We start from the raw sequence: 23,776 nt of genomic DNA on the forward strand, positions 1-23,776 counted from the left end.
GACTGCTAGTCTCACTTCAACGCCGCAGGTTGCGCCTTTAAAGGGGCGCCGCGGTACCAAGGATGAACATTGTGAAGCGGCGGTCAGCCGGCAGGCCGGTAGGGAGCTCCCTGGCGTGCCGGGCGGCCGCGAAGTGCTTCAGCGCGACCTGGGCGTGATCAGTACCAGGTCAGGGACGAGCCCGCTCGTGTCTTGCCACCAGAGCAGCCGTAACCGCACAACGAGCCGGGTTTAGCTTGTCTGCCGATTCGCCTCGCCTGCCATAGAGGCCTGAGCTCAAGGATCAATCGACACTGCCCGGCCGTAGGTGGGAGCGCCCACCTCGATGCACTGTCCTGTATATGCCCGCTGGATGAACCTGCCTTGACGCACTGCCCCTGGGACGGCACGCGGCTGGGCGCGCGACTGGCGGCTTCTAACAACCTTGGGTCAAAAGAGAGTTGGGGAGATGGACATGCAATACACCTATTTCAGTGACGAACAGATCAAGGCATTGACGCAAACCATTGATCAACAGGGGTACGCGGTGCTGCCGAACTGGGCGAGCCCCGAGGAGCTGGAGGAAATACGCGGGCTGGTCAGGCGCTCGGTGGCCGCAGCGGGCAATAGCTATGTGGCCCTGACCGGGCAGCAGGCAGTGGTGGGCTCGACGCTGTATGACTGGGGGCGTTCACCGGTCATGCTCGACCTGTGCAAGCGCGTGGTCACCCAGGCCACTGGCCGTGCCGCCAATGACGACGGTTTGCACCAGGTGTTGCGTTGCCTGGTGGGGGACAGCGGCCGGCGCGAATCGATGATCTTCCATTACGATTCCTACGTGCTCACCACCATCATGCCGGTGTGCCTGCCCGAGGGCGCCAAGGGCGACCTGCTGATGCTGCCCAGCAAGCGGCCGTTGCGCGAGACCTACGCCATGAACCTGCTGGACAAGCTGAAGATCGACAACCGCTGGAGCCAGCGCTACCTGATCAACGCCTACCAGAAGGGCAACAAGCGCTTTACCCAGGTGGCCATGGAACCGGGGAACATGTACCTGTTCTGGGGCTACCGCTCGCTGCACACCAACCTGCCGGCCGACCCCAACGGCATCCGCGCCACGGCGGTGTTCCATTACGACAACCTGCACGGGGCCAGTTCGCTGGTGGGGCGCATTCGCTCGTCCCTGGGCCACGTGCGGCCGCGCCCACGGGCGATGGTATGAGGCGGTAGGGGCGGTCAGGGCACCAGGCGTTCTTCCAGGCAGTCACTGCCGCCCATTTCGAATTCCCGGCAGATCAGCGGGCGTACGCGGTAGATGCTGCAACTCATGGTGCGGCGGTCCAGGGCCGCGCACCAGCCGTCATCCAGGCGCGCCATGGTCTGCGAGCCCCAGTCATCGGTGGCGACGAAGCGCTCGGGCACGCCGGTGTCGGTGATCAGCATCACCTCCAGGCGGCAGCACTTGGCGGCGCAGGTGTCGCACGTGGCAGTGGGGTCGAGGACCGGCAGCGTCTGCAGCGGTATCAAGGGCTTCATCCTGGAGGGCGTGAACGCAGAGGGTACCGGGTCTGCGGGCAATCACAAAGCGCTGCGGATGACAGCGCCGTGAATCCCGACCAATTGCTGGGTGATGGCGGCCTCTTGTCGGGTTTTGCCGGTGGATCGCACTTTTTGCCGATTTGGCCCTCTATACCTGCCACTGCCGTCGCCAGGACACCTCGCCCAGCCCGATGATTTCGACGTTTTCCGCCTTGCCGCGTTTATTGGCGCTGTTGGCCTGCCTGCTTGCCGTGCAAGGGTGCAGCCGCCAGACCGGCCAGGACATTGCCACGCAGATCGGCAATGGCAAGCCCGACGAGTTCTTCCAGACCAGCGTCGACCGCATGGCCACCCTGGCCATGCGCGACAACCTGCAGAGCCTGTACCTGCTGATGAACAAGCTGTACCTGCGCAACCCCGCGCAGTGGAAGCGCTCCGGCTTCCTCGATGCCGCTACCGCCGAGCGCCAGGTGCGCCAGGCCATCGAACAGCAGCAGCCGCTGCCGCAACTGGGCGGGCGCAAGGACCTGGCGGCGTTGAGCTACGCCATGAGCCCGGAATTCCTCGGTGACCGCGTAGGCGCGTTCATCTACGCCATCGGCAGCATGCTGGTGACCGCCCACGGCAACCGCCTGGCGTTCTACATGACCGACAGCCTCAACCCGCGGTTCATCAACAACGCCGCGCGCAACATCGAGAAGGCCACCTGGCTGCTCGGCCAGCGCCAGGACGCCCAGGGCGAGCCGTTGCTGTTCTCCAACGCGATATCCGAGGAAGGCAGCAACCTGAGCTTCGCCACCGAATTCGGCAAGATCGTGGCGCGGCTGGACCTGGTGGCGCAGATGCTGGATGAACGGTATAGACGGATAGGTCTGAATTACGCCCAGAGCCTGTTGTTCCTGAATTTCCTACCGGTACAGTAGACCCGGGTGGATGCAGGTTCTACAGGTCTGTGACCTTGACGCTTGCTACGACCTCGTTGGCGTTACTCAGATAATAGGTCTCGTCGAGCGCGGCATACGCGGGGCGTACCAACTGCAGCGTGACGCCTGCCAAGGTTTCGCCAGGCAAGATTGGCCCCGTCCCCGCAGCAAACGTAAGTCGAACTGTTACCGAATTGCCGTGCAAGTTGCATTGCGGGGTAAAGCCGTTAGCCAAGGGCAACGCGGAGAGGTTGGAAATTGCTCCCTGAAAGGTGCTGCGCAAAACATCGGCGCCGGGCGAGGTAATATAGAATCCGTCTTCGATGTCTCGCTGTGGCAGGTCCTTGAACCCCAGCAAGACGCTTTGGGAACGCTCGCATTCAGGTACCGGCCATAGTCCAGGCACTTGCGAGACGCTGATACCGGTACATTGCGCTGGAGTTGGCTGGGCCCCGTTGATGATCTCGACCATATCGCCGAAGGCCAGGCGGCCCGCCAGCACCTGACAGTCGGCGAAAGTACCGAGCGAAGGTTTGTAGAACGTCTGGTTTACATAGGCCACCAAAGGTGATGTGGGGTTTGCGGTCATTTGCTGGTCATCCCGTAGGGTCTGGGCGTGAGCGCCCGATAGGGCTATCTTCAGCCAAGACCGGCTGCGCGTAACCTGATAGAAATGACAGTCGCGCCCCCCGCCATCTCAAGCGCCGTTGATGATTTGCGCGAACTGCCGGGCGAATTGGGTTTGTGACACGCCCAACACAATGTCCACTTTGCGCGAGCCACTGGTTTCGACGCGCAGTTGCCCGCAATGGTTGTCATGCTCGTGCTCGCCCAACTCCACCGACAGGTACTGGCTGTCGACCTTGTTGGCCGTCACGGCGCCGGTCATCAGCAGGGTAGCCAGCGGGTCGAAGATCGGGACTGGCAGGTTGCCCTCGGCGTTCTCGTGGGTCTTCTTGTCGAAGATCCCGCGCACCAGGTTGGCGACCGGGTCGGTGGCGGTGATTTTCGCCTCGTAGCTGGCATCCAGGATCACCTGGTTGCAGGCGTCCAGCGGCACCAGGGTCAGCGGCAGTTCGGACTTGAGCAGGCGATCGGTGGCCAGCGGGTCGACGAACACGTTCCATTCGGCGTAGTGGTTGCTGCTATAGCGGCTGCCCTGGTCCCAAGCGGGCAGGGCGCCGTTCAGGGCGGCGACGTTGCCGTCCACGTACACGGCGCCGGCCATGGCATGGATGCGTTCAATCTTGGCCAGGTCGCTGACGGCGGGCTTGAGGTCCAGCAGCTTGGCGAAGTTGGTGAAGCCGCCCAGGGACAGGATGGTGACCTTGCCCGTGGCGCTCTTGAGCGTGTCATGCAGGAACTCCCACGCAGGTTTCGGCGACAGGGTTGGCAGTTCCTTGGGGTTGAGGCTGCCCAGCAGGCCCATGATGTCGTTCATGTCGTTCTTGAACAGCTGCGGAAATACATTGTTCAGGGCCAGCGGCACGTCGGTGCCACGGGCCACCGGCACGTGGCTGTGGTTGCCGATGCCCAGCAGGTGCTGGGCGATGATGGTGCCCCAGCCCAGGTCGGTTTCGCCGCAGCCGGTGACCGTGAGGCCGATGATCTCGATGCCGGGATCTTTCATCAGGTAGGCGATCGACAGCACGTCGTCCCAGCCCATGTCCGAATCGATGATGACCTTTTTCATGCTGCTCTTCCTTGATGGTGGGGGTAAGGATTCCCAGTGTAAGTGGGCATTGGCGATCCCGCACCTACCGTAGCCGCTGCCGCAGGCTGCGCTGGCCCTGAGCCACGCTGAAGATTGTCAGCGAACACACAGGCCAGCGCAGCCTGGCGGCAGCGGCTACGGGATTGTGGCTACAGTTCCCGCAGTTTTTGCCGCTCGCGCGCCAGGTCGGCGGCGCTCAACGGCACGTAGCCTTCGGCGCTGGCCGTTTGCGCGCGCACCAGGGCCTGGCCTTCGTCGCTCAGGGCCATCTGCAGGTAGGCTTTGATGAACGGCGCCGGGGCGTTGCCGACGAACAGGTGCAAGTACGACGACAGCGGGTAGGCGCCCGCGGCTACGTCTGCCAGCGCCGGGCCATGGGCGGCTTCGCCGGCCTTGCTGGCCAGGGGCACGATGTGCAGGCCGGGGGCCAGCTTGGCGCCATTGGCCCAGCCGGTCAGGCCGATGCCATGGCTGTCACTGGCCACGGCCTTGAGCACCGCGCCGACGCTGTCCAGCGCCTCGTAATGGGGGCTGAAGGGCCGGCCGCCGAAGCGGTCCATGCGCTGGTTGGTGGCGAAGCCGCCGTCGTCGCGCAGGCCGTACACGTGGATGCGCCGCAGCGCCCAGTCACCGGTCAGGCCCAGCTGCCCCCAGGTATTGATGTCGCCACCCGGCTGGCCGGCGGTGGCCAGCTTCGCCAGTTGCTCCACGGTCAGCTGCTTGAGCGGGTTGTCGGGGTGCACGTACACCGCCGGTGGGGTCTTGCCGTTGGTGCGCGGGCCATGGCCCGAATAGCCGATGCGGATGTCCAGCGGCGCCTGGCCGAACACCTGTTCATAACCGTGCAGGTCGCCCAGCCACGGCTCGCGGGACAGCGGCGCAATGGCGGTGGCACCGGCGGTCAGCGCCGGCAGGCCCACCGAGGAGCCCTTGGCGGTGACGGCGAAGCGGAAGCCGGGGTGCTGGCGGATGAACAACGCGTTCAGCTGCTCGATCAGCGGCTGCATGCCGTCGTTGCCGATGATGGCGATGGCACCGTCGGCCGTCAGGTAGCTGGCGTTGGCGGGCGGTTGCAGGGTGTCGGCCTGGGCCCAGCCCAGGTGCAGGCACAGGCCCAGGCAGGCCGCGCGTTTGAGGAACGTGATCATAGCGGGGCAACCTCGTCGAGTTTGGCCAGTTCGGCCTGGGCTTGGGCGGCGCTCAAGGGGAAATAGCCCTTGGGCTGGCCGGCGATGATCTGCTGGCCCTGGCGCGACAGCACGAAGCGCAGGTACTCGCGCACCACCGGGTCCACGGCCTTGCCGGGCTCGCGGCGCAGGTACAGGTACAGGAAGCGGCCATAGGGGTAGCGGCCGTCGCGCACCTGGGCCTCGGTGCCGGTGGTCAGTTGGCCCTGGGCGTCGCGGATCGGCAGCGCCTTGATCTGCGCGTTGTCCAGGCCAATGGCCGCCACCGCCAGCCCGGCCGGGTCGGCGGCCAGGCGCGCGAGGATGGCCTCGGTGTTGCCGTAGGCTTCGTAGCTGGGCGCAAGAGCCCGGCCTTGCAGGTGGTTGCTTTGCATATAGGTGCCGAAACCGGTGAACTCCGGGGTGCCATAGGGGTGGATGCGCCGCTCGCGCCATTCACCCTTGAGGCCCAACTGCCCCCAGGTGGACAGGTCGCCCTCGGGGTTGCCGAGGCTCAAGGTGCGGCGCACCTCATCGGCGCTGACCTGGGCCAGCGGGTTGGCGCGGTTGACGTACACCGCCAGCGAGGTGGCCAGGTGCTGGGAGGTGTCGTTGGCGGCCAGGGCGATGCGGATCTCCAGTGGCGCGGCGCCGACGATCTTGCGGTACGCCTTGATCTCCAGCGGGTTGATCTCGCGGCCCATGGCGCCAAACAGGGTGACGCCGTGGGTCAGCAGCGGCACGGCGCTGGTGGTGCCCTTGGACTCGTCCTGGAAGCGCCAGCCGGGGTGCTGTTGCACCAGGGCGGCGTTGAAGCGCTCGACGATGTAGCGCACGTGCTCGGCACCGCCGATGCGGATGGCACCGTCGGCGGCCAGGTACGAGGCGTGGGCGGGCGGCTGCACCGCCTGGGCGGTGTAGGGCAGCAATTGCGGGTCGACGGCGGCGTGGGCCGGCAGCGCCAGCCACGCGGCGCTGGCGAGGGCCAGCGCGCGGGTGATCAGGTTCATGGTCAGTCCTTGGGGTTAGAAGGCGAGGGTGGCCTTGGCGATGACCTGGCGCGGTTCGCCGATGACGATGGCCGGCGAGCCCAGGCCGCTGCTGGAGACGTAGTAGGTCTCGTCGAACAGGTTCTTGACGTTCAGCTGCAGGGTCAGGTCCTTGTGGTCGAGCTTCATCTTGTAGGCCACGAAGGCGTCGGCGACCTTGGCCGAGGGCAGCCAGTATTCGGTGCCGGTGCCGTCGTTGGCGCCCCACTTGCTCATGTAGCGGCCGCCTGCGCCTACGCGCAGGTCGCCGATGCCGACGTGGCCGAAGTCACGGGTCAGGTACAGGGCCGCGGTGTTTTTCGACACGCCGTCCAGCGGCGTGCCCTGCAGAATCGGGTCCTTGGTCCATTCAGTGTCGGTGTAGGCGTAGCTGCCGGTCAGGCTCCAGAACTCGTTGAGCTGGCCGCTGACGTCCAGTTCCACGCCGCGCGAGCGGGCTTCGCCGCCCAGCCGGGTGCAGGTCTCGGTGCCGCAGGTGGCGCTGGTCTGCACGTTTTTCTTGGTGATGGTGAAGGCCGCCAGGCTGGCGGTGAGGTAGTCGTTCTGGAACTTGGTGCCGATCTCGTAGGCCTTGGCCTCTTCGGGCGCCAGGTCACCGATGACGGTGGCGATGGAGGTGTTGGGGCGGAACGACTCGGTGTAGCTGCCGTACACCGACCAGTCCGGCTGGATCATGTACACCAGGCCCAGGCGCGGCACCGCCTTGCTGCGGTCGACGTCGGCGCCGACCACGAAGGGCCGGCCCTTGCCGGTCAGCTCGGTGAACGACTCGTAGCGCAGGCCGGCCTGCAGAATCCACTTGTCGGTCAGGTGAATGGCGTCCTGCACGAACAGTGCATGGGTGTGCAGCAGGTCGGTCTGGTCGCTGTTGGCGGCGCTGACGCGGCTGGGCACCGGCACCTGGCCGTAGACCGGGTCGTTGTAGTTGAAGCCGGTGTCGTTGACGTTGCGGATCAGGTCGCCCAGGGTGCGGTCGTTGTGCATGTAGTCCACGCCCACCAGCAGCTCGTGGCGCATGCCGGCGAACTGCAGGTCGCCCAGGGCGCTGACGGTGGCGGTGTGGGCCACTTGCAGGGCGTCGCGGGTGGCGTCGCCGCGGCGGGTGACCTGGCCGGTGGTGAAGTTGGCCGAGATGTAGCGCGATTGGTGGTCGTTGTAGTAGTTGCGGCTGTAGCCGTAGCCGGCCTTCAGGGTCCAGTCGTCGTTGAGGCGGTGCTCGGCGGTCAGGTTGAATGCGTCGGAGCGGCCGGTGGTGATGTTGAAGTGCTCGTCCAGGCGGCGCGTGCGCGGAATGTCCAGGACCTTGCCGGTGGTGGTGTTGATCTGCGTGCCGCGGTCGAAGGGCACGCTGTATTCCATGTGCTCGTAGGCGGCGGTGATGGTGGTGTCGTCGCCGAACCACGACAGCGACGGCGCGATGACCTCCTGGTCGGTGCTGCCGAAGTTGCGCCAATAGTCGGTCTGCTGCTTGTCGTAGATCAGGCGGTAGGCCAGGCCGGTGTCGCCCACGGGGCCGGTGGTGTCGAGCTGGCCGCCACCGCCGCCGAAGCTGGTGCCCCAGCCGGACACGCTGGTGGCTTGGGTGAGTTGCGGTTTCTTGGTGACCACGTTGATCACCCCGCCTGGGTCCTGCACGCCGTAGAGCATCGACGCCGGGCCCTTGAGCACCTCGACGCGCTCGGTGGTGGGGGTGAAGTTGCGCGCCTGCACCGACTGCATGCCGTCGCGCATGATCGAGTTGTCGCGGTTGGTACCGAAGCCGCGCTTGATGATCGCGTCCTGGGTGCCGCCCAGGGTGTTGCCCTGCTTGACGCCGCTGACCGCGTTGATGGCTTCGTCAAGGCTTTGGGGCGCGCGGTCTTCGATGACGCGGTGGGTGACGACGTTGACCGAGGCGGGCACTTCGATCAGCGGGGTCTCGGTGCGGGTGGCCACGGTGGAGGCCACGGCCTGGTAGCTGGTCTGGCTTTTTTCGGTGGTGGTGGGCGCCACGGCGGTGCTGTCGATGTTGGTGGCCCCCAGCTCCACGCTGTCGGCGGCCCACAGGGGCTGCGCCAGGCTGAGCATCAACACGCCGCTGGCGCAGGCGCTGCGGTAACGAAGGGTAGGGGTGGAGCCGCTGGGGGTGAAGGAGGCGGTCATGCGGGTGCTCTGCGTGAAGGGTGTGAATGGAAATGGGATTGCCTTTCATTCACAACACGGAGCTCGACGGGAAACACCTCAGTAAAAATTTGAATATTTTTTCAAATCCCGTGGGAGCTGGCTTGCCAGCGAGCTGTTGAGGCCCTGAAGCTCGCTGGCAAGCCAGCTCCCACAAAAATCAGAACGACAGGCTGGTGGTCAGCACCACCTGCCGCGGGTCGCCCACGGCGACCACGTAATTGCTCACGGCCGAAGGGTAGTAGTGGCGGTCGAACAGGTTATTGACGTTGAGCTGCACCCGCACCTCGTGCCCGTCCACGCGGGTGTCGTAGCGGGCGAACGCATCGGTGACGGTGTAGGCCGGCAGCTTGAAGCTGTCCTGCGGGTCGCCGGCGCGCTCGCCCACGTAGCGCGGGCCGCCGCCGATGTGCAGGCGGTCGCCGCCCAGCAGCGTGCCCAGGTCGTGGGTCAGGTACAGCGAGGCGCTCTGCCGGGGCACGTTCTGCAGCGGGTTGCCGCGTAGCTGCGGGTCGCGGGTGACCCAGGCGTCGGTGAAGGCATAGGCCGCCATCAGCTCCCAGCCAGGGGCGAGGCTGCCGCTGGCCTCGAGCTCGAGGCCGCGCGACCGCACGGCGCCGGCGTTGCGGCTCACCGGCAGGTCGTTGACGGTCTCGCTCACCAGCACGTTGCGCTTGCGGATGTCGTACAGCGCGACGCTGGCCGACAGGCCGTCGGGGTGTTCGTACTTGAGGCCGGTCTCCCAGGCCCTGGCCTGCTCAGGACGAATGGTGGAGTCGATGATCTGGTCGGTGGCGGCGTTCAACGGCGCGATGCTGGAGTTGGGCTTGAACGACTCGCTGTAGCTGGCGTACCACGACCAGTCCGGGGCGAAGCGGTACACCAGGCCAACGCTGGGCACCCAGGCGCTGCCGTTGATGTCGGTGTTGGCGTGGAACGGCCGGCCGCGCCCGGCGTACTGGTCGTAGCTGAGCAGGCGGGCGCCGAGGATGGCCAGCCACTGCTCGTTCAAGTGCACCGAATCGCGCAGGTACAGCGCCGTGGTGCGCAGCCGGTCCAGCTGTGCGCTGGAGCTATCGGAGACGCTGGTGGGCGCCACTTCCCGGCCGTACACCGGGTTCACGTAGCTGAAGGTCGCGAGGCTGTTCTGCCGCAGCAGGTCGTCACGGTAGTACAGCCGGTGCTCTTCGCTCAGGCCCACCAGCACTTCGTGTTCCAGGCCCAGCCAGGTGGGGTTGCCCGACAGCTCCACCTCGCCCTGCTGGGCGCGGCTGACCGAGCCCAGGGTGCCGTCCATGCTGCGGGTGAGTGTGCCGGTGCTGGTGTTCACGCCGGTGATGCGCACCTGGTACGCGTCGTAGGTTTCCTCGTTGTAGCTGTAGGCAGCGTGGGTCTGCCAGCCGTTGGCCAGCTGATGGTTGTAGCTCAGGCGCACCCGCTGCGAACGGCCGGTCATGTCGTTGAACGGCTCGTCCAGGCGCCGGGTGTAGGGAATGTCCAGCACGTGGCCGGTGTCGGGGTTGATCACAGTGCCGCGGTCGAAGGGGGTGACGAAGGTGCGCTGTTCAAACGCCAGCTGTACCTCATCGCGCTCGCCGTACCAGGCCAGCGAGGGCGCCACCAGGGTTTCCCGGTGCACGCCGTAGTTGCGCCAGTAGTCCTCGTCCTGGTGGTCGAGGATCAGCCGGTAGGCCAGGCCGCTGTCGCCCAGCGGGCCGGTGCTGTCCAGGGTCACGGCGCTGCCGTCGCGGTCGTGGGCGAAGCTTGAGGCCTTGGCCTGCAGTTCGTTGTGGGCGGTCAACTGCGGGGTCTTGCTGACCACGTTAATCACCCCACCGGGGTCCTGGATGCCGTACAGCAGGGCAGCGGGGCCCTTGAGCACCTCGACGCTGTCGGTGGTGGCGTTGAAGTTGCGGCCCTGCACCATGGGCATGCCGTCGCGCAGGATCGAGCCGTCGCGGTTGTCGCCGAAGCCGCGTTTGACCAGGGTGTCCTGGGTGCTGCCCAGGGTGTTGCCCTGGGTCAGGCCGCTGACGTTGCGCAGGGCGTCGTCGAGGTTGCGCGGCTGCTGGTCGCGCAGCACGTCATTGTTGACGCGGCTGATGGACTGCGGCTGTTCCAGCCACGGGCCACTGCTGCGGTTGACCCTGGCGACGCTGGCGGGCTGGTAACGGGCCAGGCGCTCGCTGTCGATGTTCAGCGGCTGCAGCAGGATTTGCTGGTCGTTGGCCGGTAGGCTGCTGAGCGCCAGGATATGGGCATCGGTGCGGCGGTAGGCCAGGCCGCTGCCGGCCAGCAACCGCGCCAGGGCCTGTTCCACGGTGAACTGGCCGTGCACGGCGGGCGCTTGCAGCTGGTAGGGCGCGTCGTCGGCGTAGACAATGTTCTGCCCGCTCAGGCGGCTGAGCGCGGCCAGGGCATCGGGCAGGGACTGGGCGGGCAGCGTCAGGCTCAAGCGCGCTTCGGCGCCCTGGGCGGCACCGGCGTCGGCCTGGGCCGCGGTGGGCAGGCCCAGGGGCGTCGTCAGCGCTGCTGCCAGCAAGGAAAGTCGCAACCGGCAGCGCATCGGATCAGGCTCTGGGTCAGGGGCTAAAGATGCGAATATATCTCATTATCTTTAATGTTGCATCCCTTTCAGCGAATGATCAGCGTGCCGCCTGGCAGCCGCTGCGCCGAATAGCCCAGCAGGCCCTGGAAGGCGGCGAGCATCACCTGCGGGTCGTTGCTGGTGAAATCGCCGCTGACCGGGCGCGCGCCCAGCTCGGCGTTGAGCAGCACGATGCGCCCAGGGTAGTAGCGCTGAACCACGGCCAGGGCGTCGGCCAGGGGCTGGCGACGGAAGCTGACATGGCCGTCACGCCAGCCGAACGCCTGCTGCGGGTTGACGCTCTGCAGCGCGCCGGCGTGGCCTTGCTGGTAGTCGACGCGCTGGGCGGCGGTGAGCATCACCGGGGCGGCATCATGCTGCGGCTGCACCGCCACCTTGCCTTCTTCCACGGTGACCTGGGTGGCGGCGGCGTCGCGGCGCACCTCGAAGCGGGTGCCCACCACGCGTACTTCGCCGTCGCCGGTGTGCACCACGAACGGCTGGCCATTGTGGCTGACGTGGAAGAACGCCGCGCCACGGCGCAGGGTCACGGCGCGGCCCTGGTCGCCGAGGGCCACGTCGATGGCGCTGTTGCCGTCCAGTTGCACTTCGCTGCCGTCGGCCAGGGTGATGCTGCGCAGCTGCCCGGGGGCGCTGTGGTAGTCGGCCTGCAGGTCATCGAGCCAGCGTTCGGGCTGCCAGGCCATGGCCAGCACGCCGGCCAGTACCACGCTGGCGGCCATGGCCAGGGCCAGGGCCACCCGGCGACCACGGCGGGCCGGCGCCTTGGCACGCCGCAGCAGGGCCTGTAGCACGGCGTCTTCCTCGCGGGCCAGTTGCGCAGCGCCGGGGCCGGTGAGGCGCCACAGGCGGCGCGCATCGCGGTAGGCCTCGGCGTTGGCCGGATCGTGGCTCAGCCAGCGCTGCAGTTCCTGCTGGTCCAGCAGCGGCAGGCGGCTTTCATCCAGGCCGGGGTTGTCGGGTTCGGCCGCCAGGCGGGTGACCCACAGCAGGGCCACGTCCTCGCCGGCGTGGCGCGGTGGGGGGCTGACCACGTTCATTGTCTGGCCTTCACGGTAGGGGCGTCGACGCTACTCTTGCAGGCCTGCAAGGCGCGCATCATATGTTTTTCCACGGCGCTGGCGGAGATGTCCAGTGCGCGGGCTATTTCGCTGTAGCTCTGGCCATGGATGCGGTTGAGCAGGAACACATGGCGGGTGCGCTCGGGCAGCGCGCGCAGGGCGGCGTCCACCTGCTGCAATTCGTGGTTGGCCTGGTGGCCGTCTTCCAGCGGCGTGGGCGCGCCCACCAGTTGCTCGGGCAGCAGCGCGGTCTCGCTGCGCAGGCGGCTGCGCTGGCTGCGGATATGGTCGATGGCCAGGTTGCGGGCGCTGCGCATCATGTACTGGCTCATGTCCTGCACCTGCACGTCCTTGCGCCGCCACAGGCGGATGAACAGCTCCTGGCACAGGTCGGCAGCCGTGGCGCGGCAGGCCACCCAGCGGCTCAGCTGTTTTTCCACGCGCCCCTGTTGCTGCAGGAACACCTGCAGCATGTCCTGCGCGCCGGACGTGTCGTCGGCGCTGGGTTCGGGAGGTGGGGGTTTGCGCATGGGGATGGGCTGGCCGGGGAAACGCGCATGATAAGCGCTTGCAGGCACAAAGGCCACGGTCGCGGCTACAGCCGTGTGCCTTCGACCTGCGCCTTGGCGCGAATCAGGCGGGCGTCCACCAGGTCCAGGCCATCGAGGAACGCCGGCACGAAGGAGCCCGGCCCGCGGGCCTGGCGCTCGGCGTATTCGGCGGCCAGGGCGAAGTGCACGTGGGCGGCGGCCACCGCGCAGAAGCCGTCCTGGGTAGCGGCCGCGTAAGCGGCCACCAGCGCGCCCAGCGCGCAGCCAGAGGCGGTCACCCGGGGCAGCAGGGCGCTGCCGCCGGCGATGCGCAGCAGGTAGTGGCTGATGTCGCCCTTGTCGTCCTGCACCTTGCCGACCACATGGTCTATAGGCCCGGACGCAGACACGCAGCTGGCGTGCTGCAGCAGGCTGATGGCGGCGTCGACGGCATCGGCCGGGTCGTTGGAGCTGTCGAAGCCCTTGGCGTGGCTGGCACCCAGCCCGGCCAGGCCGATGATTTCCGAGGCGTTGCCGCGGATCACCGTGGGCCGGAAGGCCAGCAGCTCGGCGGCCACGCCGCCGCGCCAGGGCAGGGCGCCGGCGCCGATGGGGTCGAGCACCCAGGGCTTGCCGATGTCGTAGGCGGCCTGCACGGCCAGGCGCATGCCATCGACCTGGGCGGTGGTGGGGGTGCCCAGGTTGACCAGCACCGCGCCGGCGATGCTGGCGAAGCCGGCGGCTTCCTCGGGGTTGTCGACCATGGCCGGTGACGCCCCGGCGGCCAGCAGCACGTTGGCCATGAAGTTGGCCGACACCACGTTGGTCAGGCACTGCACCAGCGGCCCCTGGGCGCGCAGGGCGGCGTGGGCGCTGATGATGGTTTCGACGGTCGGGGCCTGGCGGGCGATGGGCAGCATGGTGGGCAGTTCCGGTAAGGCGGGAAAACGCCAAAATACCTGTTTGCAGCCGTCCTGTCGCCCAGCCTGTCCAAGGTCCGCCCGGACGCGGCGTGTCCCCCGTAGCAGCTGCCGAAGGCTGCGTCCGCATACGACACGGACCGCAGGTGCGCCGGGACGCGGCCTGCGGCCGCTGCTACAGAGGCGTACGACGCGGCCCCGGGGTTAGGGGCGTTGCGCGGTGAGGATGCGGGTGGCCTCGGCTGCGGTCAGGGGGTAATCGAAGAAGCGTCGGTAGAAGGCCATGGTCTGCTGCTGCAGGTCGATGTCCTGGAAACGCTCGGGGTGCAGCTGCTGCGCCGCCCACAACAATTGCAGGCCCACTTCGGTGCCGTAGCGGTCCCAGGGGAACACCCCGGCCGGGTTGCGCAGCACTTTCGCGCTGTGCAGCTGTGCCAGCAACGGCACCTGGCTGATGTCGCCAGCGTCCGCCGCCAGCACGATCACGTCCGGATGCCAGGCCAGCACCTGCTCGGCGTTCACCACCTGCAGGTTGCCGTGCAGCCCGGTGGCGGCGTTGCGGCCGCCGGCCAGGTCGATCCAGGTGTCGACCAGGGTGCCATCGCCGTCGACCTTCAACGGCTTCAGCGAGGCGATGTGCAGCACCCGTGGCCGCTGCGCGTCGCTCAGGCCGGCGCTGCGCTGGCGCACCAGCGCCACCTGCTGCTCGAGCCAGGCGTTGTAGTCACGGGCCCGCTGGCGCGCGGTGTCGGTGCCCAGGGCCTGGGCGGTGACGTCGAGGCTGTGCTCCAGCCCCGGCAGGTCGTTGAAGCCCATGTGCACCACCGCGATGCCGGCCTGCTGGTAGGCCAGGGCCTGGCGGTCGCCGGTGCTGGTGAACACCAGGTCGACCTTGTCGGCCAGCAGGCTTTCGACGTTGAACGCCGTGCCCGTGACGATCTGCGCCTGGTTCAGCGCCGGCTGCACCTTGAACATCCATGGCTGGCGGTCGGGGTGGTTGACCGTGGCGACGATGCGCTCGCCCGCGCCCAGGGTCAGCATCAGCGCGTGGTGGGCGAACCAGCCATCGGCGATGCGCCGGGGCTGGGCGGGCACCTCGACGCGCTGGCCGCTGTCGTCGGTCAATGTGCCGGCCACCGCTACGCTGCTCAGCAGGGCCAGGGCCAGGGCCGCCAGGCGCCTCACAGGTCCACCTGGATCGACGCCTGCAGCATGCGCGGCGCGCCCAGGCTGGCGCTGGCGTTGCCGGCGGCGCTGTAGCCGTTGAGGCCGCCGGGGACGATGTTGGTCCAGTAGCGCTCGTTGGTCAGGTTGGTGACCTCCAGGCGGTACACGGTGTTGCGCTGCATCAGGCGCGTGGTGAAGCTGGCGCCGAGGTCGAAGGTCTCGTAGCTGCTGACCCAGTGGGTGTCGGTGTTGTCGGTGGGGCGTGCGCCGACGTAGCGGGCGTTGAGGTTCAGCGCCAGGCCGTTGACCTGCGGCACCTGGTATTCGGTCAACAGGCTGGCGGTGTAGCGCGACAGGCCGACGATGCGAGTGTCGTCGGTGCTGGCGCTACCGGTGTCGAGCAGCTTGGGGTCCAGCCAGGTGATGCCGCCGAACATCCGCACGTTGCTGCTGACCTTGCCGTCAGCCATGAACTCCAGGCCGCGGTTGCGCTGCTCGCCGGCCACCGCGTAGGCGCCGTTGCTCTGGGTGAAGGCGTACGGCCGCTTGATCTGGAACGCCGCCAGCGACAGGTTGACGCCGCCCACGGCCAGCTTGCCGCCGATTTCCCACTGCTTGCTGCGGTACGGCGCCAGGATGGTGTTGGCGTTGCTGGCGCCGCTTGGCGCGGTGTCGCCCTGCTGCAGGCTGTCGGCGTAGGTGACGTACAGGGTCAGGTTGTCGACCGGCTTGTACATCAGGCTGCTGGCGCCGCTCAGGCCGTGGTCGTTGGAGCCGCTGGTGGTGGCGCCGGCCAGGCTGTAGTTGTGCACCGACATCTGGCTCTGGCTGCCGGTGAGCATCAGGCTCCACTGCGGCGTGAAGGTCAGGGTGTCGCCGAAGATCAGCGACCGCTGGGTGGCGGTGGCCGAGTGGTAGCGGTCGGTAAAGTCGGGGTAATTGGGCTCGGCGAAGTTCTGCGGGTCGCTGAGGCTGGCGGTGCCAAGGGTGGTGGTGGCGCCGTTGACCGGGTTGAAGTTCTTCCAGTCGAAGCCGCTCAGGCCGAAGGTCAGGTCATGGCGCACCGAGCCGGTCCACTCGCTGCCGTTGAGGTTGGCCAGGTAGCTGTTGATGGTGAAGCGGCTGGCCGTGGCGGTGGCGACGGTGGAGGTGTAGGTGTTGCCGGTGGCGGCCAGGGTGTTGGTGACGGCCGTGGACTCGCGGTCGGCGATCTGCCGCAGCAGGCCCACGTCCAGCTTCCAGTTGCCGTTGAAGTCGTGCTTGAAGTGCACGCTGGCGGTGTCGGTGGTGTCGTTGTCGCCGGCGTAGTTCTGGCCCAGGTTGCTCTTGGTCGGGTCCATGGCATGGGGGAAGCTGGCGCCGGAGGCCAGCGCGAACTTGCCCGGCAGGCCCTTGGCCAGGTAGTTGTAGTGGCTGAAGTTGGTCTCGATGACGTCGTTGTCGCTCAGCTGGAAGTCCAGCGCCAGGCTCACCAGCTGGCGGCGCAGGGTGCTGCCCGGGGCGTAGCTGTGGCCCTGTTCGTCGAGCAGGTTGAGGCGGTACTTGATCTTGCCGTCCGGGTCGAACGGGCCGCTGAGGTCGGCGGCTTTCAGCCAGCTCAGGCCGGTGCCCACGCCCACGGTCACCCGGTTCAGGCGCTCGTCGGTGGGCCGCTTGGAAATGAAGTTGAAGGTGCCGGCAGGGTTGGCCGGGCCGTACAGCGAGCCGGCCAGGCCGTTGAGCACCTGCACGTTGTCGAACTGCTCGGCGGGGTAGTCGGTGGTCGACACCACGTTGAGGCCGTCCAGGCGCGTGTTCTGCACCACGCTGCCCTGCAGGCCGCGGCTTTGCGGGCGGGCGCCGTCACCTTGCACCGAGGGCAGGTAGCGCAGGATGTCCTTGACGCTTTTCAGCTGCTGGTCCTGGATCAGGTCGTGGGGCACCACGTTCAGCGAGTAGGGCGTGTCCAGCAGCCGGCGCTCGCCCAGCGGGCCGAGGTTGGCGCTTTTCTCCCGGGCGGCGCGAGCGTCCTGCTCGGCCTGGGTGTCCTGGACACCGTTGACCGTGACGGCGCCCAGCTGCACGGGCGCGCTGTCGGCGGCGTGGGCCAGGTTGACGGCTGCGGCCAGCAGCAGCGGGGCATAGGGGAGGTGCTTCATGCAGGACTCTCTCTGAAAGGGGCGGCTTACAAGGGGGCAAAAAAACGATGGCGGTCGCTGTCGATCTGGCGCACGGGCACGCCGTACAGGCGCTGCATCAAGGCGGCGTCGATGACGTCATGGGGCGTGCCGTCGGCGATCAGGCGCTGCTGGTGCAGCACCCAGGCGCGGTTGGCGCCGGCCAGCGCCTGTTCCGGGCGGTGGCTTGTGGTGAGGATGGCCAGGCCGCTGGCGGCCAGCTGTTGCAGGCGTTCGAGCAGGCGCAGCTGGTGGCCGAAATCCAGGCCGGTGACGGGTTCGTCCAGCAGGATCATTCGCGCCTGTTGCACCAGCGCGCGGGCGATCAGCACCAACTGGCGCTCGCCGCCGGACAGCTCGGTGTAGGTGCGCTCGGCCAGTGCTTCGATGCCCAGCTCGTGCAGGGCACGGGCCACGGCGTCGTGGTCGGCGCTGCTGGGTGCGCGGCCCAGGCCGGTGATCGGCAGGCGGCCTTGGGTAATGATCTGGCGCACGCTGTAGGGGAAGCTCGGCACGTGGGTCTGCGGCACGTAGGCCAGCAGCCGGGCGATGCTGCGGCGGTCCAGCGCGGTCAGCGGCTGGCCGTTGACCAGCACGCGGCCGGCGCTGGGCTTGAGCAGCCCTAGCAGCAGCCTCAGCAGCGTGCTCTTGCCCGCGCCATTGGCGCCCAGCAGCGCGATGCAATCGCCCGCCTGCACGCTGAGGTTGACGTCTTCGAACAGCCAGCGCTCGCCGATGCGGTAGCCCAGCCCCTCGGCCTGCAGCAGCGGCGCGCTCACAGCCAGCCCCGGCGCACGCGGTGCAGCACCAGCACGAAGGCAACGGCGCCGAGCAGTTCGGTGATGATGCCCAGCGGAATCTCGCCGGCGCCCAGGCTGCGCGCCAGGGCATCGGCGGCCAGCAGGAAGCAGGCGCCCAGGCCGGCGCTGACCGGCAGCAGCCGCGCGTTGCCCGGGCCCACCAGCAGGCGCGCCAGGTGCGGCACCAGCAGGCCCACCCAGCCGACCATGCCGGCGATGCTCACGGTGAGCGCGCTGATCAGCGTGGCCAGGATAATCACCCCGTAGCGAATGCGCTTGACCGGCACGCCCAGGCTCAGCGCCTCGTCATCGCTCAGCGACAGCGCATCGATGGCGCGCCCCAGCAGGCACAGCACGCCGATGGCCAACAGCAACAGCGGTGCGGTCAGCTTCAGCGCCTGCTGGTCCACGGCGCTGACGCTGCCCAGCAGCCAGTAGACGATGGTGGGCAGCTGGTTGAGCGGGTCGGCCAGGTATTGGGTGATCGACAGCAGCGAGGTGAACAGTGCGTTGGCGACGATGCCGCCCAGCACCAGCATCAGGATCGAACTCATGCCGAACAGGTTGGCGATGGTCACGCCCAGGGCCACCGCCGCCAGCCCGGTCAGGCACGCCAGCAGTGGAATCCACACGCCGTGCAGGTTGGCGACAATGCCCACGGCGGCGCCGAACGCGCAGCCGCTCAACACGCCCAGCAGCCCGGGCGACACCAGCGGGTTGCGAAACACCGCCTGGTAGGCCGCCCCCGACACCGACAGCCCGGCGCCCACCAGCACCGCGGCAATGATGCGCGGCAGCCGGCTGTCGATCACCAGGCTGTGCAGCAGGGCGTATTGGTCGGCGGGCAGCGTGGTCAGCCCCAGCCAGGCTGCGATGAAATCCAGCAGTTGCGACAGGGGCAGCGGGTAGCGGCCGATGGTCAGGGCCACCAGGCTGGCGAGGGTCACGGCGATCAGGCTGAAAGCTGCGGGGTAGAGCGGGGCGGCGCGTGACATCAGTGGGATTCGATTGCTGGCGGTGTATCAAAAAGTATATAGCGATGGCCAGCATTGAACCAGAACGTACATAACGCCCAGCATGAATAAAATTTCACCTGGCGGTGGGGCGAATGTGGAGGGCGTAAAAAAGGGCCATTACCACCAGGGGGGAGCAGGGATAATGGCCCAATAGGGGCGTCGAGCAGTTGGCAATCTCGACGCCGAGCAATGTATCAGCGGGTCTGTTTGTTAGCTACCTATCAAAAAGAAAGGGTGTATTCCTGTTCGCGCAACAATGCTGGGGACGCGGCCTGCGGCCGCTGCTACGTCACAGACCGCGTCGTCTGCATCGCGACCAAGGTCGGCTCCTACGCGGTCCGTGGTAGGAGCCGACCTTGGTCGCGATGCAGACGACGCGGTGTTTGTCACGAAGCCAGCAACTGCCGTGCCTGGGCGAAGCATTTTTCGGCGATGGCCGAGCGCGGCTCGGTCCGGCGCATGATCAGGCCCAGCGGCGCCAGTACTTCGGCGTCGGGCAGCTCCAGCACGCCGATGTGTTCGCTCAAGCCCTCGAAGCCGCCGTCCAGGGGCATGACTGCGCAGCAGAAGCCGGCCTGCAGCGCCTGGATCAGCTGGAAGGTGGAGTCGCTTTCCAGCACCGGGCGCGGGCTGAGGCCGCGGCTGCGGAAGCTCAGGTCCACGGATTTGCGGAAGTGCATGCCGTTGAGGATCATCCCCAGCGGCAGTTCGGCGGCGTCTTCCCAGCTGATGTGCGCGCTGGCGAAGTTGAAATAGCGCTTGTCGTAGAGCACGCCAATGCGCGTCGAGGACAGTTCGAAGTACTCGAAGTGGCTGGCGTTGACCTGGTCCAGGTAGCAGATGCCCAGGTCGATGTGGTTGTTGGCCAAGCCGGCGACGATGTCGTCACTGGTCAGCGTGGAAACGCTGAAGCCCAGTTCGGGAAACTCCTTGGCCAGGGCCTGGATGAACTGCGTGGTGTTGAAGCTGCTCAGCGGCACCACGCCCAGGCGCAGGTCGCCGATCAACTGCCCGCGGCAGGCCGCCGCTTCTGCGTACAGCCCGTCGTGGGCGGCGATCAGCGTGCGCGCCCAGGCCAGCACGCGCTCGCCGGCCGGGGTGAAGCCCTCGAAGCGCTGGCCACGGTTGACCAGCACGATGTTCAGTTCGTCTTCCAGGTTGCGCAGGCGCATGGACAGGGTCGGCTGGGTGATGTTGCAGCGCGCGGCGGCCTGGCCGAAGTGCCGGGTCTGGTCCAGGGCAATGAGGAACTTGAGCTGTTTGATATCCAAGGCAACACCGGGGCTGGGCAGGGGGAGCAGGTTCGATGATAGCGGTTACGGGCGCGCCGTGGGCGCTAACCGCCGGTCATGTTCATGAACCGCACCACCTGCACGTCGTCGTTGAGCTGGAAGTCATGCCGCCACGGCTTGAGCTTCATGGCCTCGACAATCGCCTGTTCGACCTTGTGCGGCTGGCCGGGGTTGGCGCGCAGCACGGCCTTGAGGTCCATGCCGTGCTCGTTGCCCAGGCACAGCAACAGGCGCCCTTCGACGGTGACGCGCACGCGGTTGCAGGTGGCGCAGAAGTTGTGGCTGTGGGGCGAGATGAAGCCGATGCGGATGTGCGGTGCCTCGGCCAGCCGCCAGTAGCGCGACGGCCCCTGGGTGGATTCGGCGGAGTCGATCAGGGTGTAGCGCTGGGCGATCACCTCGCGCACCTGGGCACTGGAGAAGAACGCCTCGGCGCGGCTGTGCTCGCTGATCGTGCCCAATGGCATCTCTTCAATAAAGGAGATGTCCACGCCGCGGTCGATGGCGAAGGCCACCAGGTCGTTGATCTCGTGGTCGTTGCGCCCCTTCATCACCACGCAGTTGAGCTTGGTGTGGGTGAAGCCGGCGGCGTTGGCGGCATCGACGCCGTCTATCACTGCCTGCAGGTCGCCGGTGCGGGTCAACTCCTTGAAGCGCGCCGGGTCCAGGCTGTCGAGGCTGATGTTCAGGCGCTTGACGCCCGCGGCCTTGAGTGGCTGGGCCAGGCGCGCCAGCTGCGAGCCGTTGGTGGTCAGGCACAATTCGCGCAGGCCGGGCAGGGCGCTGATGCGCTGGCACAGTTCGACGATACCCTTGCGCACCAGCGGTTCGCCGCCGGTAAGGCGGATTTTGCGCGTGCCCAGGGCGACGAAGCGCTCGGCCAGCTCGCCGATCTCTTCCAGGCTGAGAATGCGCTGGCGCGGCAGGAAGGTCATGTCCTCGGCCATGCAGTACACGCAGCGGAAATCGCAGCGGTCGGTCACCGACAGGCGCACGTAGTCCACGCGCCGGGCGAAACCGTCTACCAGGGTCCGATCAGACATGCATACCTCGTTGAACAGCTCATTCGTGCGTCCAGAATAAGGGTGTGGTGGGGGCAGGTCTAATTACTTCGAGTGAAGACATGATCAATGGCGTCTATCAAGGTGTGATAGATGGCGTCGATCACGCGTTCACTAATAGCAATTGGACAGCTGGCAGGGCCGGGAATAGCCTGAGATTCTGAATTCACTGCCGAAAACGGAGCGCCCCATGTCCACGCACGAACGCTATAAACCCTACAAAGGTGCCGCAGCTGGTTGGGGCGCTTTAGTAGCGGTGACGCGCAGTTGGCTGGGCAGCAAGAAGGCGCTCACCAACATCCGCGCCATGCTCAAGACCAACCAGAACGGCGGTTTCGACTGCCCGGGCTGCGCCTGGGGCGAGTCGCCGGAAAACGGCATGGTCAAGTTCTGCGAGAACGGCGCCAAGGCCGTCAACTGGGAAGCCACCGGGCGCCTGGTGAACCCGGCGTTCTTCAACAAGTACACGGTAACGGCGCTGGCCTCGCAAAGTGACTACTGGCTTGAGTACCAGGGCCGCCTGACCCACCCGGTGCGCTACGACGCCGCCAGTGACAAGTACGTGGAAACCAGCTGGGAAGACGCCTACGCGCTGATCGCCAGGCACCTGAAGGCGCTGCCGTCGCCGGACATGGCCGAGTTCTACACCTCGGGCCGCGCCAGCAACGAGGCCGCCTTCCTGTACCAGCTGTTCGTGCGCGCCTACGGCACCAACAACTTCCCCGACTGCTCGAACATGTGCCACGAAGCCAGCGGCGTGAGCATGAAAGAGACCCTGGGCGTGGGCAAGGGCACCGTGGTGTTCCACGACCTGGAGCACGCCGACGCCATCTTCGTCATCGGCCAGAACCCCGGCACCAACCACCCGCGCATGCTCGAGCCGCTGCGTGAAGCGGTGGAGCGTGGCGCCCAGGTGATCTGCATCAACCCGCTCAAGGAGCGCGGCCTGGAACGCTTCCAGCACCCACAGCACCCGCTGGAAATGCTCGGCAACGGCTCCAAGCCCACCAGTTCGGCCTACTTCCGCCCCGCGCTGGGCGGCGACATGGCGTTGTTCCGCGGCATGGCCAAGTTCCTCCTGCAGTGGGAGCGCGAGGCCCAGGCCAATGGCGAACCCGCGGTGTTCGACCACGCCTTCATTGCCGAGCACACCACCGGCATGGACGCCTACCTGGCTGAAGTGGACGCCACTACCTGGGCGCACATTGTCGAGCAGTCGGGCCTGCCGTTGGCGGATATCGAACTGGCCGCCAGCATGTACCGCAAGGCCGAACGCGTGATCATGTGCTGGGCCATGGGCCTGACCCAGCACAAGCACTCGGTGCCGACCATCCAGGAAGTCATCAACGTGCAACTGCTGCGCGGCAACGTCGGCCGCCCGGGCGCTGGCCTGTCGCCGGTGCGTGGCCACAGCAACGTGCAGGGCGACCGCACCATGGGCATCGACGAAAAGCCGTCGAAAGCCCTGCTGGACGCCATCGAAAAGCGCTTCAACTTCACCGTGCCGCGCGAAGTGGGGCACAACGCCGTGCAGGCCATCGGCGCCATGGAACGTGGCGAAGCCAAGGTGTTCATCGGCCTGGGCGGCAACTTCGCCCAAGCCACGCCGGACACCCCGCGCACCCACGAAGCCCTGCGCAAATGCGACCTGACGGTGCATATCGCCACCAAGCTCAACCGCAGCCACCTGGTCACCGGCAAGGACGCGCTGATTCTGCCGTGCCTGGGCCGTACCGAGATCGACGTGCAGGTCAATGGCCCGCAGGGCATCACCGTGGAAGATACCTTCAGCATGGTGCACATCTCCCACGGCCAGCTGAAGCCGCGCTCGCCGGCGCTGCGCTCGGAGCCTGCGATCATTGCCGGCATCGCCGCCGCCACCCTGGGCAACCACCCGGTGGACTGGCACTGGCTGGTGGGCGACTACAGCCGCATCCGCGACCTGATCGCCGACACCCTGCCGGGCTTCACCGACTTCAACAAGCGCCTGGAACACCCGGGCGGCTTCCACCTGGGCAACACCGCTGCCCAGCGCGTGTGGAAAACCGCCAGCGGCAAGGCGCAGTTCACTGCCAGCCTGCTGCCTGAAGACCTGGTCAACGCCGGCGTGCGCAAGATGAACGTCGCGCCGGACCTGATCCTGCAGACCATGCGTTCCCACGACCAGTACAACACCACCCTGTACGGCCTCGACGACCGCTACCGCGGTGTGTACGGCATGCGTGACGTGGTGTTCGTCAACGAGGCGGACATTCGCAAGCTGGGCATGGCGCCGGGCGACAAGGTCGACCTGGTGGCGCTGTGGGATGACAACCGCGAGCGTCGGGTCAAAGGCTTCACCCTGATCGCCTACGACATCCCCGAAGGCCAGGCCGCTGCCTATTACCCGGAGACCAACCCGTTGGTGCCGCTGGAAAGCTACGGCGACCGCACCTTCACCCCGACCTCGAAGTTCATTGCCATCAAGGTCGAAAAGGCTGCCGCCAGCACCCTGATCGCCGCCGCCGTCGCGTAAACCCTGTGGGAGCTGGCTTGCCAGCGAGTTTTTGAGGCCCAAAAGCTCGCTGGCAAGCCAGCTCCCACAAAAATTCAGCGATGGCGTTTATTGCGCATCCCGTGAATTTCTCCGGCTCGC

Annotated in this window: 19 protein-coding genes; 3 read left to right on the top strand and 16 right to left on the bottom strand. The window is 67.0% G+C overall.

All coding sequences use genetic code 11. The features are described 5' to 3' along the window. Window positions 1-454: 454 nt before the first annotated feature. Window positions 455-1,201, top strand: a complete 747-nt coding sequence (locus RAM80_RS00070; RefSeq protein ID WP_416424195.1) for a hypothetical protein — start codon at window positions 455-457, stop codon at window positions 1,199-1,201. A 14-nt stretch (window positions 1,202-1,215) separates the two neighbouring features. Here the strand turns inward: RAM80_RS00070 and RAM80_RS00075 are convergent, their stop codons facing one another. Beyond that, the gene (locus RAM80_RS00075) at window positions 1,216-1,497 is read right to left on the bottom strand and encodes a YkgJ family cysteine cluster protein (RefSeq protein ID WP_416427599.1); all 282 of its coding nucleotides are present in this window, start codon (window positions 1,495-1,497) and stop codon (window positions 1,216-1,218) included. Between the two features lie 212 nt (window positions 1,498-1,709). On the opposite strand from RAM80_RS00075, the gene RAM80_RS00080 reads away from it, so the two are divergent. Further along, on the top strand, window positions 1,710-2,441 hold the full coding sequence (locus tag RAM80_RS00080) for a hypothetical protein (RefSeq protein ID WP_416424196.1): 732 nt from the start codon (window positions 1,710-1,712) through the stop codon (window positions 2,439-2,441). Window positions 2,442-2,460: 19 nt separating this feature from the next. Here the strand turns inward: RAM80_RS00080 and RAM80_RS00085 are convergent, their stop codons facing one another. The 15 genes from RAM80_RS00085 to moaA all read right to left on the bottom strand — a co-directional run bounded on the left by RAM80_RS00085 (window position 2,461) and on the right by moaA (window position 21,123). Further along, window positions 2,461-3,030, bottom strand: coding sequence for a hypothetical protein (locus tag RAM80_RS00085; protein ID WP_416424197.1), 570 nt, complete (start codon window positions 3,028-3,030; stop codon window positions 2,461-2,463). Window positions 3,031-3,138: 108 nt separating this feature from the next. Continuing rightward, on the bottom strand, window positions 3,139-4,134 hold the full coding sequence (locus RAM80_RS00090; protein WP_416424198.1) for a nucleoside hydrolase: 996 nt from the start codon (window positions 4,132-4,134) through the stop codon (window positions 3,139-3,141). Between the two features lie 170 nt (window positions 4,135-4,304). Continuing rightward, the gene (locus RAM80_RS00095; RefSeq protein WP_416424199.1) at window positions 4,305-5,303 is read right to left on the bottom strand and encodes a PstS family phosphate ABC transporter substrate-binding protein; all 999 of its coding nucleotides are present in this window, start codon (window positions 5,301-5,303) and stop codon (window positions 4,305-4,307) included. Continuing rightward, a complete protein-coding gene (locus tag RAM80_RS00100; RefSeq protein ID WP_416424200.1) occupies window positions 5,300-6,331 on the bottom strand; it encodes a PstS family phosphate ABC transporter substrate-binding protein in 1,032 nt (343 codons plus the stop codon). The genes RAM80_RS00095 and RAM80_RS00100 overlap by 4 nt, the downstream gene beginning before the upstream one ends. A 15-nt stretch (window positions 6,332-6,346) precedes the next feature. After that, a complete protein-coding gene (locus RAM80_RS00105; RefSeq protein WP_416427600.1) occupies window positions 6,347-8,437 on the bottom strand; it encodes a TonB-dependent siderophore receptor in 2,091 nt (696 codons plus the stop codon). 253 nt (window positions 8,438-8,690) lie between these two features. Further along, window positions 8,691-11,096: a TonB-dependent siderophore receptor gene (locus RAM80_RS00110; RefSeq protein ID WP_416424201.1), complete on the bottom strand. Its 2,406-nt coding sequence runs from the start codon at window positions 11,094-11,096 to the stop codon at window positions 8,691-8,693. A gap of 68 nt (window positions 11,097-11,164) precedes the next feature. Beyond that, the gene (locus RAM80_RS00115; protein WP_416424202.1) at window positions 11,165-12,178 is read right to left on the bottom strand and encodes a FecR family protein; all 1,014 of its coding nucleotides are present in this window, start codon (window positions 12,176-12,178) and stop codon (window positions 11,165-11,167) included. Then, a complete protein-coding gene (locus tag RAM80_RS00120) occupies window positions 12,175-12,729 on the bottom strand; it encodes an RNA polymerase sigma factor (protein WP_416424203.1) in 555 nt (184 codons plus the stop codon). Before RAM80_RS00120 ends, RAM80_RS00115 begins: the two co-directional genes overlap by 4 nt. A 65-nt stretch (window positions 12,730-12,794) precedes the next feature. Next, the gene (gene thiM, locus RAM80_RS00125; RefSeq protein WP_416424204.1) at window positions 12,795-13,649 is read right to left on the bottom strand and encodes a hydroxyethylthiazole kinase; all 855 of its coding nucleotides are present in this window, start codon (window positions 13,647-13,649) and stop codon (window positions 12,795-12,797) included. A 204-nt stretch (window positions 13,650-13,853) separates the two neighbouring features. Continuing rightward, window positions 13,854-14,834 (bottom strand): ABC transporter substrate-binding protein, encoded by a 981-nt coding sequence (locus tag RAM80_RS00130; RefSeq protein ID WP_416424205.1) that lies wholly within the window; start codon window positions 14,832-14,834, stop codon window positions 13,854-13,856. Beyond that, on the bottom strand, window positions 14,831-16,954 hold the full coding sequence (locus RAM80_RS00135; protein ID WP_416424206.1) for a TonB-dependent receptor: 2,124 nt from the start codon (window positions 16,952-16,954) through the stop codon (window positions 14,831-14,833). Before RAM80_RS00135 ends, RAM80_RS00130 begins: the two co-directional genes overlap by 4 nt. Window positions 16,955-16,980: 26 nt before the next feature. Further along, entirely contained in the window at window positions 16,981-17,751 is a 771-nt protein-coding gene (locus RAM80_RS00140; RefSeq protein WP_416424207.1) for an ABC transporter ATP-binding protein, read from the bottom strand. Then, a complete protein-coding gene (locus tag RAM80_RS00145) occupies window positions 17,748-18,767 on the bottom strand; it encodes a FecCD family ABC transporter permease (RefSeq protein WP_416424208.1) in 1,020 nt (339 codons plus the stop codon). The genes RAM80_RS00140 and RAM80_RS00145 overlap by 4 nt, the downstream gene beginning before the upstream one ends. A gap of 407 nt (window positions 18,768-19,174) precedes the next feature. After that, window positions 19,175-20,059, bottom strand: a complete 885-nt coding sequence (locus RAM80_RS00150; protein WP_416424209.1) for a LysR family transcriptional regulator — start codon at window positions 20,057-20,059, stop codon at window positions 19,175-19,177. A gap of 65 nt (window positions 20,060-20,124) precedes the next feature. After that, window positions 20,125-21,123: a GTP 3',8-cyclase MoaA gene (gene moaA / locus RAM80_RS00155; protein ID WP_416424210.1), complete on the bottom strand. Its 999-nt coding sequence runs from the start codon at window positions 21,121-21,123 to the stop codon at window positions 20,125-20,127. A 208-nt stretch (window positions 21,124-21,331) separates the two neighbouring features. On the opposite strand from moaA, the gene RAM80_RS00160 reads away from it, so the two are divergent. After that, window positions 21,332-23,656, top strand: coding sequence for an FdhF/YdeP family oxidoreductase (locus tag RAM80_RS00160; protein WP_416424211.1), 2,325 nt, complete (start codon window positions 21,332-21,334; stop codon window positions 23,654-23,656). Window positions 23,657-23,776: the final 120 nt, after the last annotated feature.

The organism is Pseudomonas sp. App30 (assembly GCF_047947025.1).
Classification (GTDB): domain Bacteria; phylum Pseudomonadota; class Gammaproteobacteria; order Pseudomonadales; family Pseudomonadaceae; genus Aquipseudomonas.

What these genes read in the sequence shown, in the direction of transcription:
- RAM80_RS00105 (WP_416427600.1), bottom strand. Translation starts at nt 8,437, where the DNA reads ATGCTCAGCCTGGCGCAGCCCCTGTGGGCCGCCGACAGCGTGGAGCTG.
- thiM (WP_416424204.1), bottom strand. Translation starts at nt 13,649, where the DNA reads ATGCTGCCCATCGCCCGCCAGGCCCCGACCGTCGAAACCATCATCAGC.
- RAM80_RS00085 (WP_416424197.1), bottom strand. Translation starts at nt 3,030, where the DNA reads ATGACCGCAAACCCCACATCACCTTTGGTGGCCTATGTAAACCAGACG.
- RAM80_RS00135 (WP_416424206.1), bottom strand. Translation starts at nt 16,954, where the DNA reads ATGAAGCACCTCCCCTATGCCCCGCTGCTGCTGGCCGCAGCCGTCAAC.
- RAM80_RS00100 (WP_416424200.1), bottom strand. Translation starts at nt 6,331, where the DNA reads ATGAACCTGATCACCCGCGCGCTGGCCCTCGCCAGCGCCGCGTGGCTG.
- RAM80_RS00080 (WP_416424196.1), top strand. Translation starts at nt 1,710, where the DNA reads ATGATTTCGACGTTTTCCGCCTTGCCGCGTTTATTGGCGCTGTTGGCC.
- RAM80_RS00115 (WP_416424202.1), bottom strand. Translation starts at nt 12,178, where the DNA reads ATGAACGTGGTCAGCCCCCCACCGCGCCACGCCGGCGAGGACGTGGCC.
- moaA (WP_416424210.1), bottom strand. Translation starts at nt 21,123, where the DNA reads ATGTCTGATCGGACCCTGGTAGACGGTTTCGCCCGGCGCGTGGACTAC.
- RAM80_RS00090 (WP_416424198.1), bottom strand. Translation starts at nt 4,134, where the DNA reads ATGAAAAAGGTCATCATCGATTCGGACATGGGCTGGGACGACGTGCTG.
- RAM80_RS00120 (WP_416424203.1), bottom strand. Translation starts at nt 12,729, where the DNA reads ATGCGCAAACCCCCACCTCCCGAACCCAGCGCCGACGACACGTCCGGC.
- RAM80_RS00070 (WP_416424195.1), top strand. Translation starts at nt 455, where the DNA reads ATGCAATACACCTATTTCAGTGACGAACAGATCAAGGCATTGACGCAA.
- RAM80_RS00110 (WP_416424201.1), bottom strand. Translation starts at nt 11,096, where the DNA reads ATGCGCTGCCGGTTGCGACTTTCCTTGCTGGCAGCAGCGCTGACGACG.
- RAM80_RS00095 (WP_416424199.1), bottom strand. Translation starts at nt 5,303, where the DNA reads ATGATCACGTTCCTCAAACGCGCGGCCTGCCTGGGCCTGTGCCTGCAC.
- RAM80_RS00145 (WP_416424208.1), bottom strand. Translation starts at nt 18,767, where the DNA reads ATGTCACGCGCCGCCCCGCTCTACCCCGCAGCTTTCAGCCTGATCGCC.
- RAM80_RS00160 (WP_416424211.1), top strand. Translation starts at nt 21,332, where the DNA reads ATGTCCACGCACGAACGCTATAAACCCTACAAAGGTGCCGCAGCTGGT.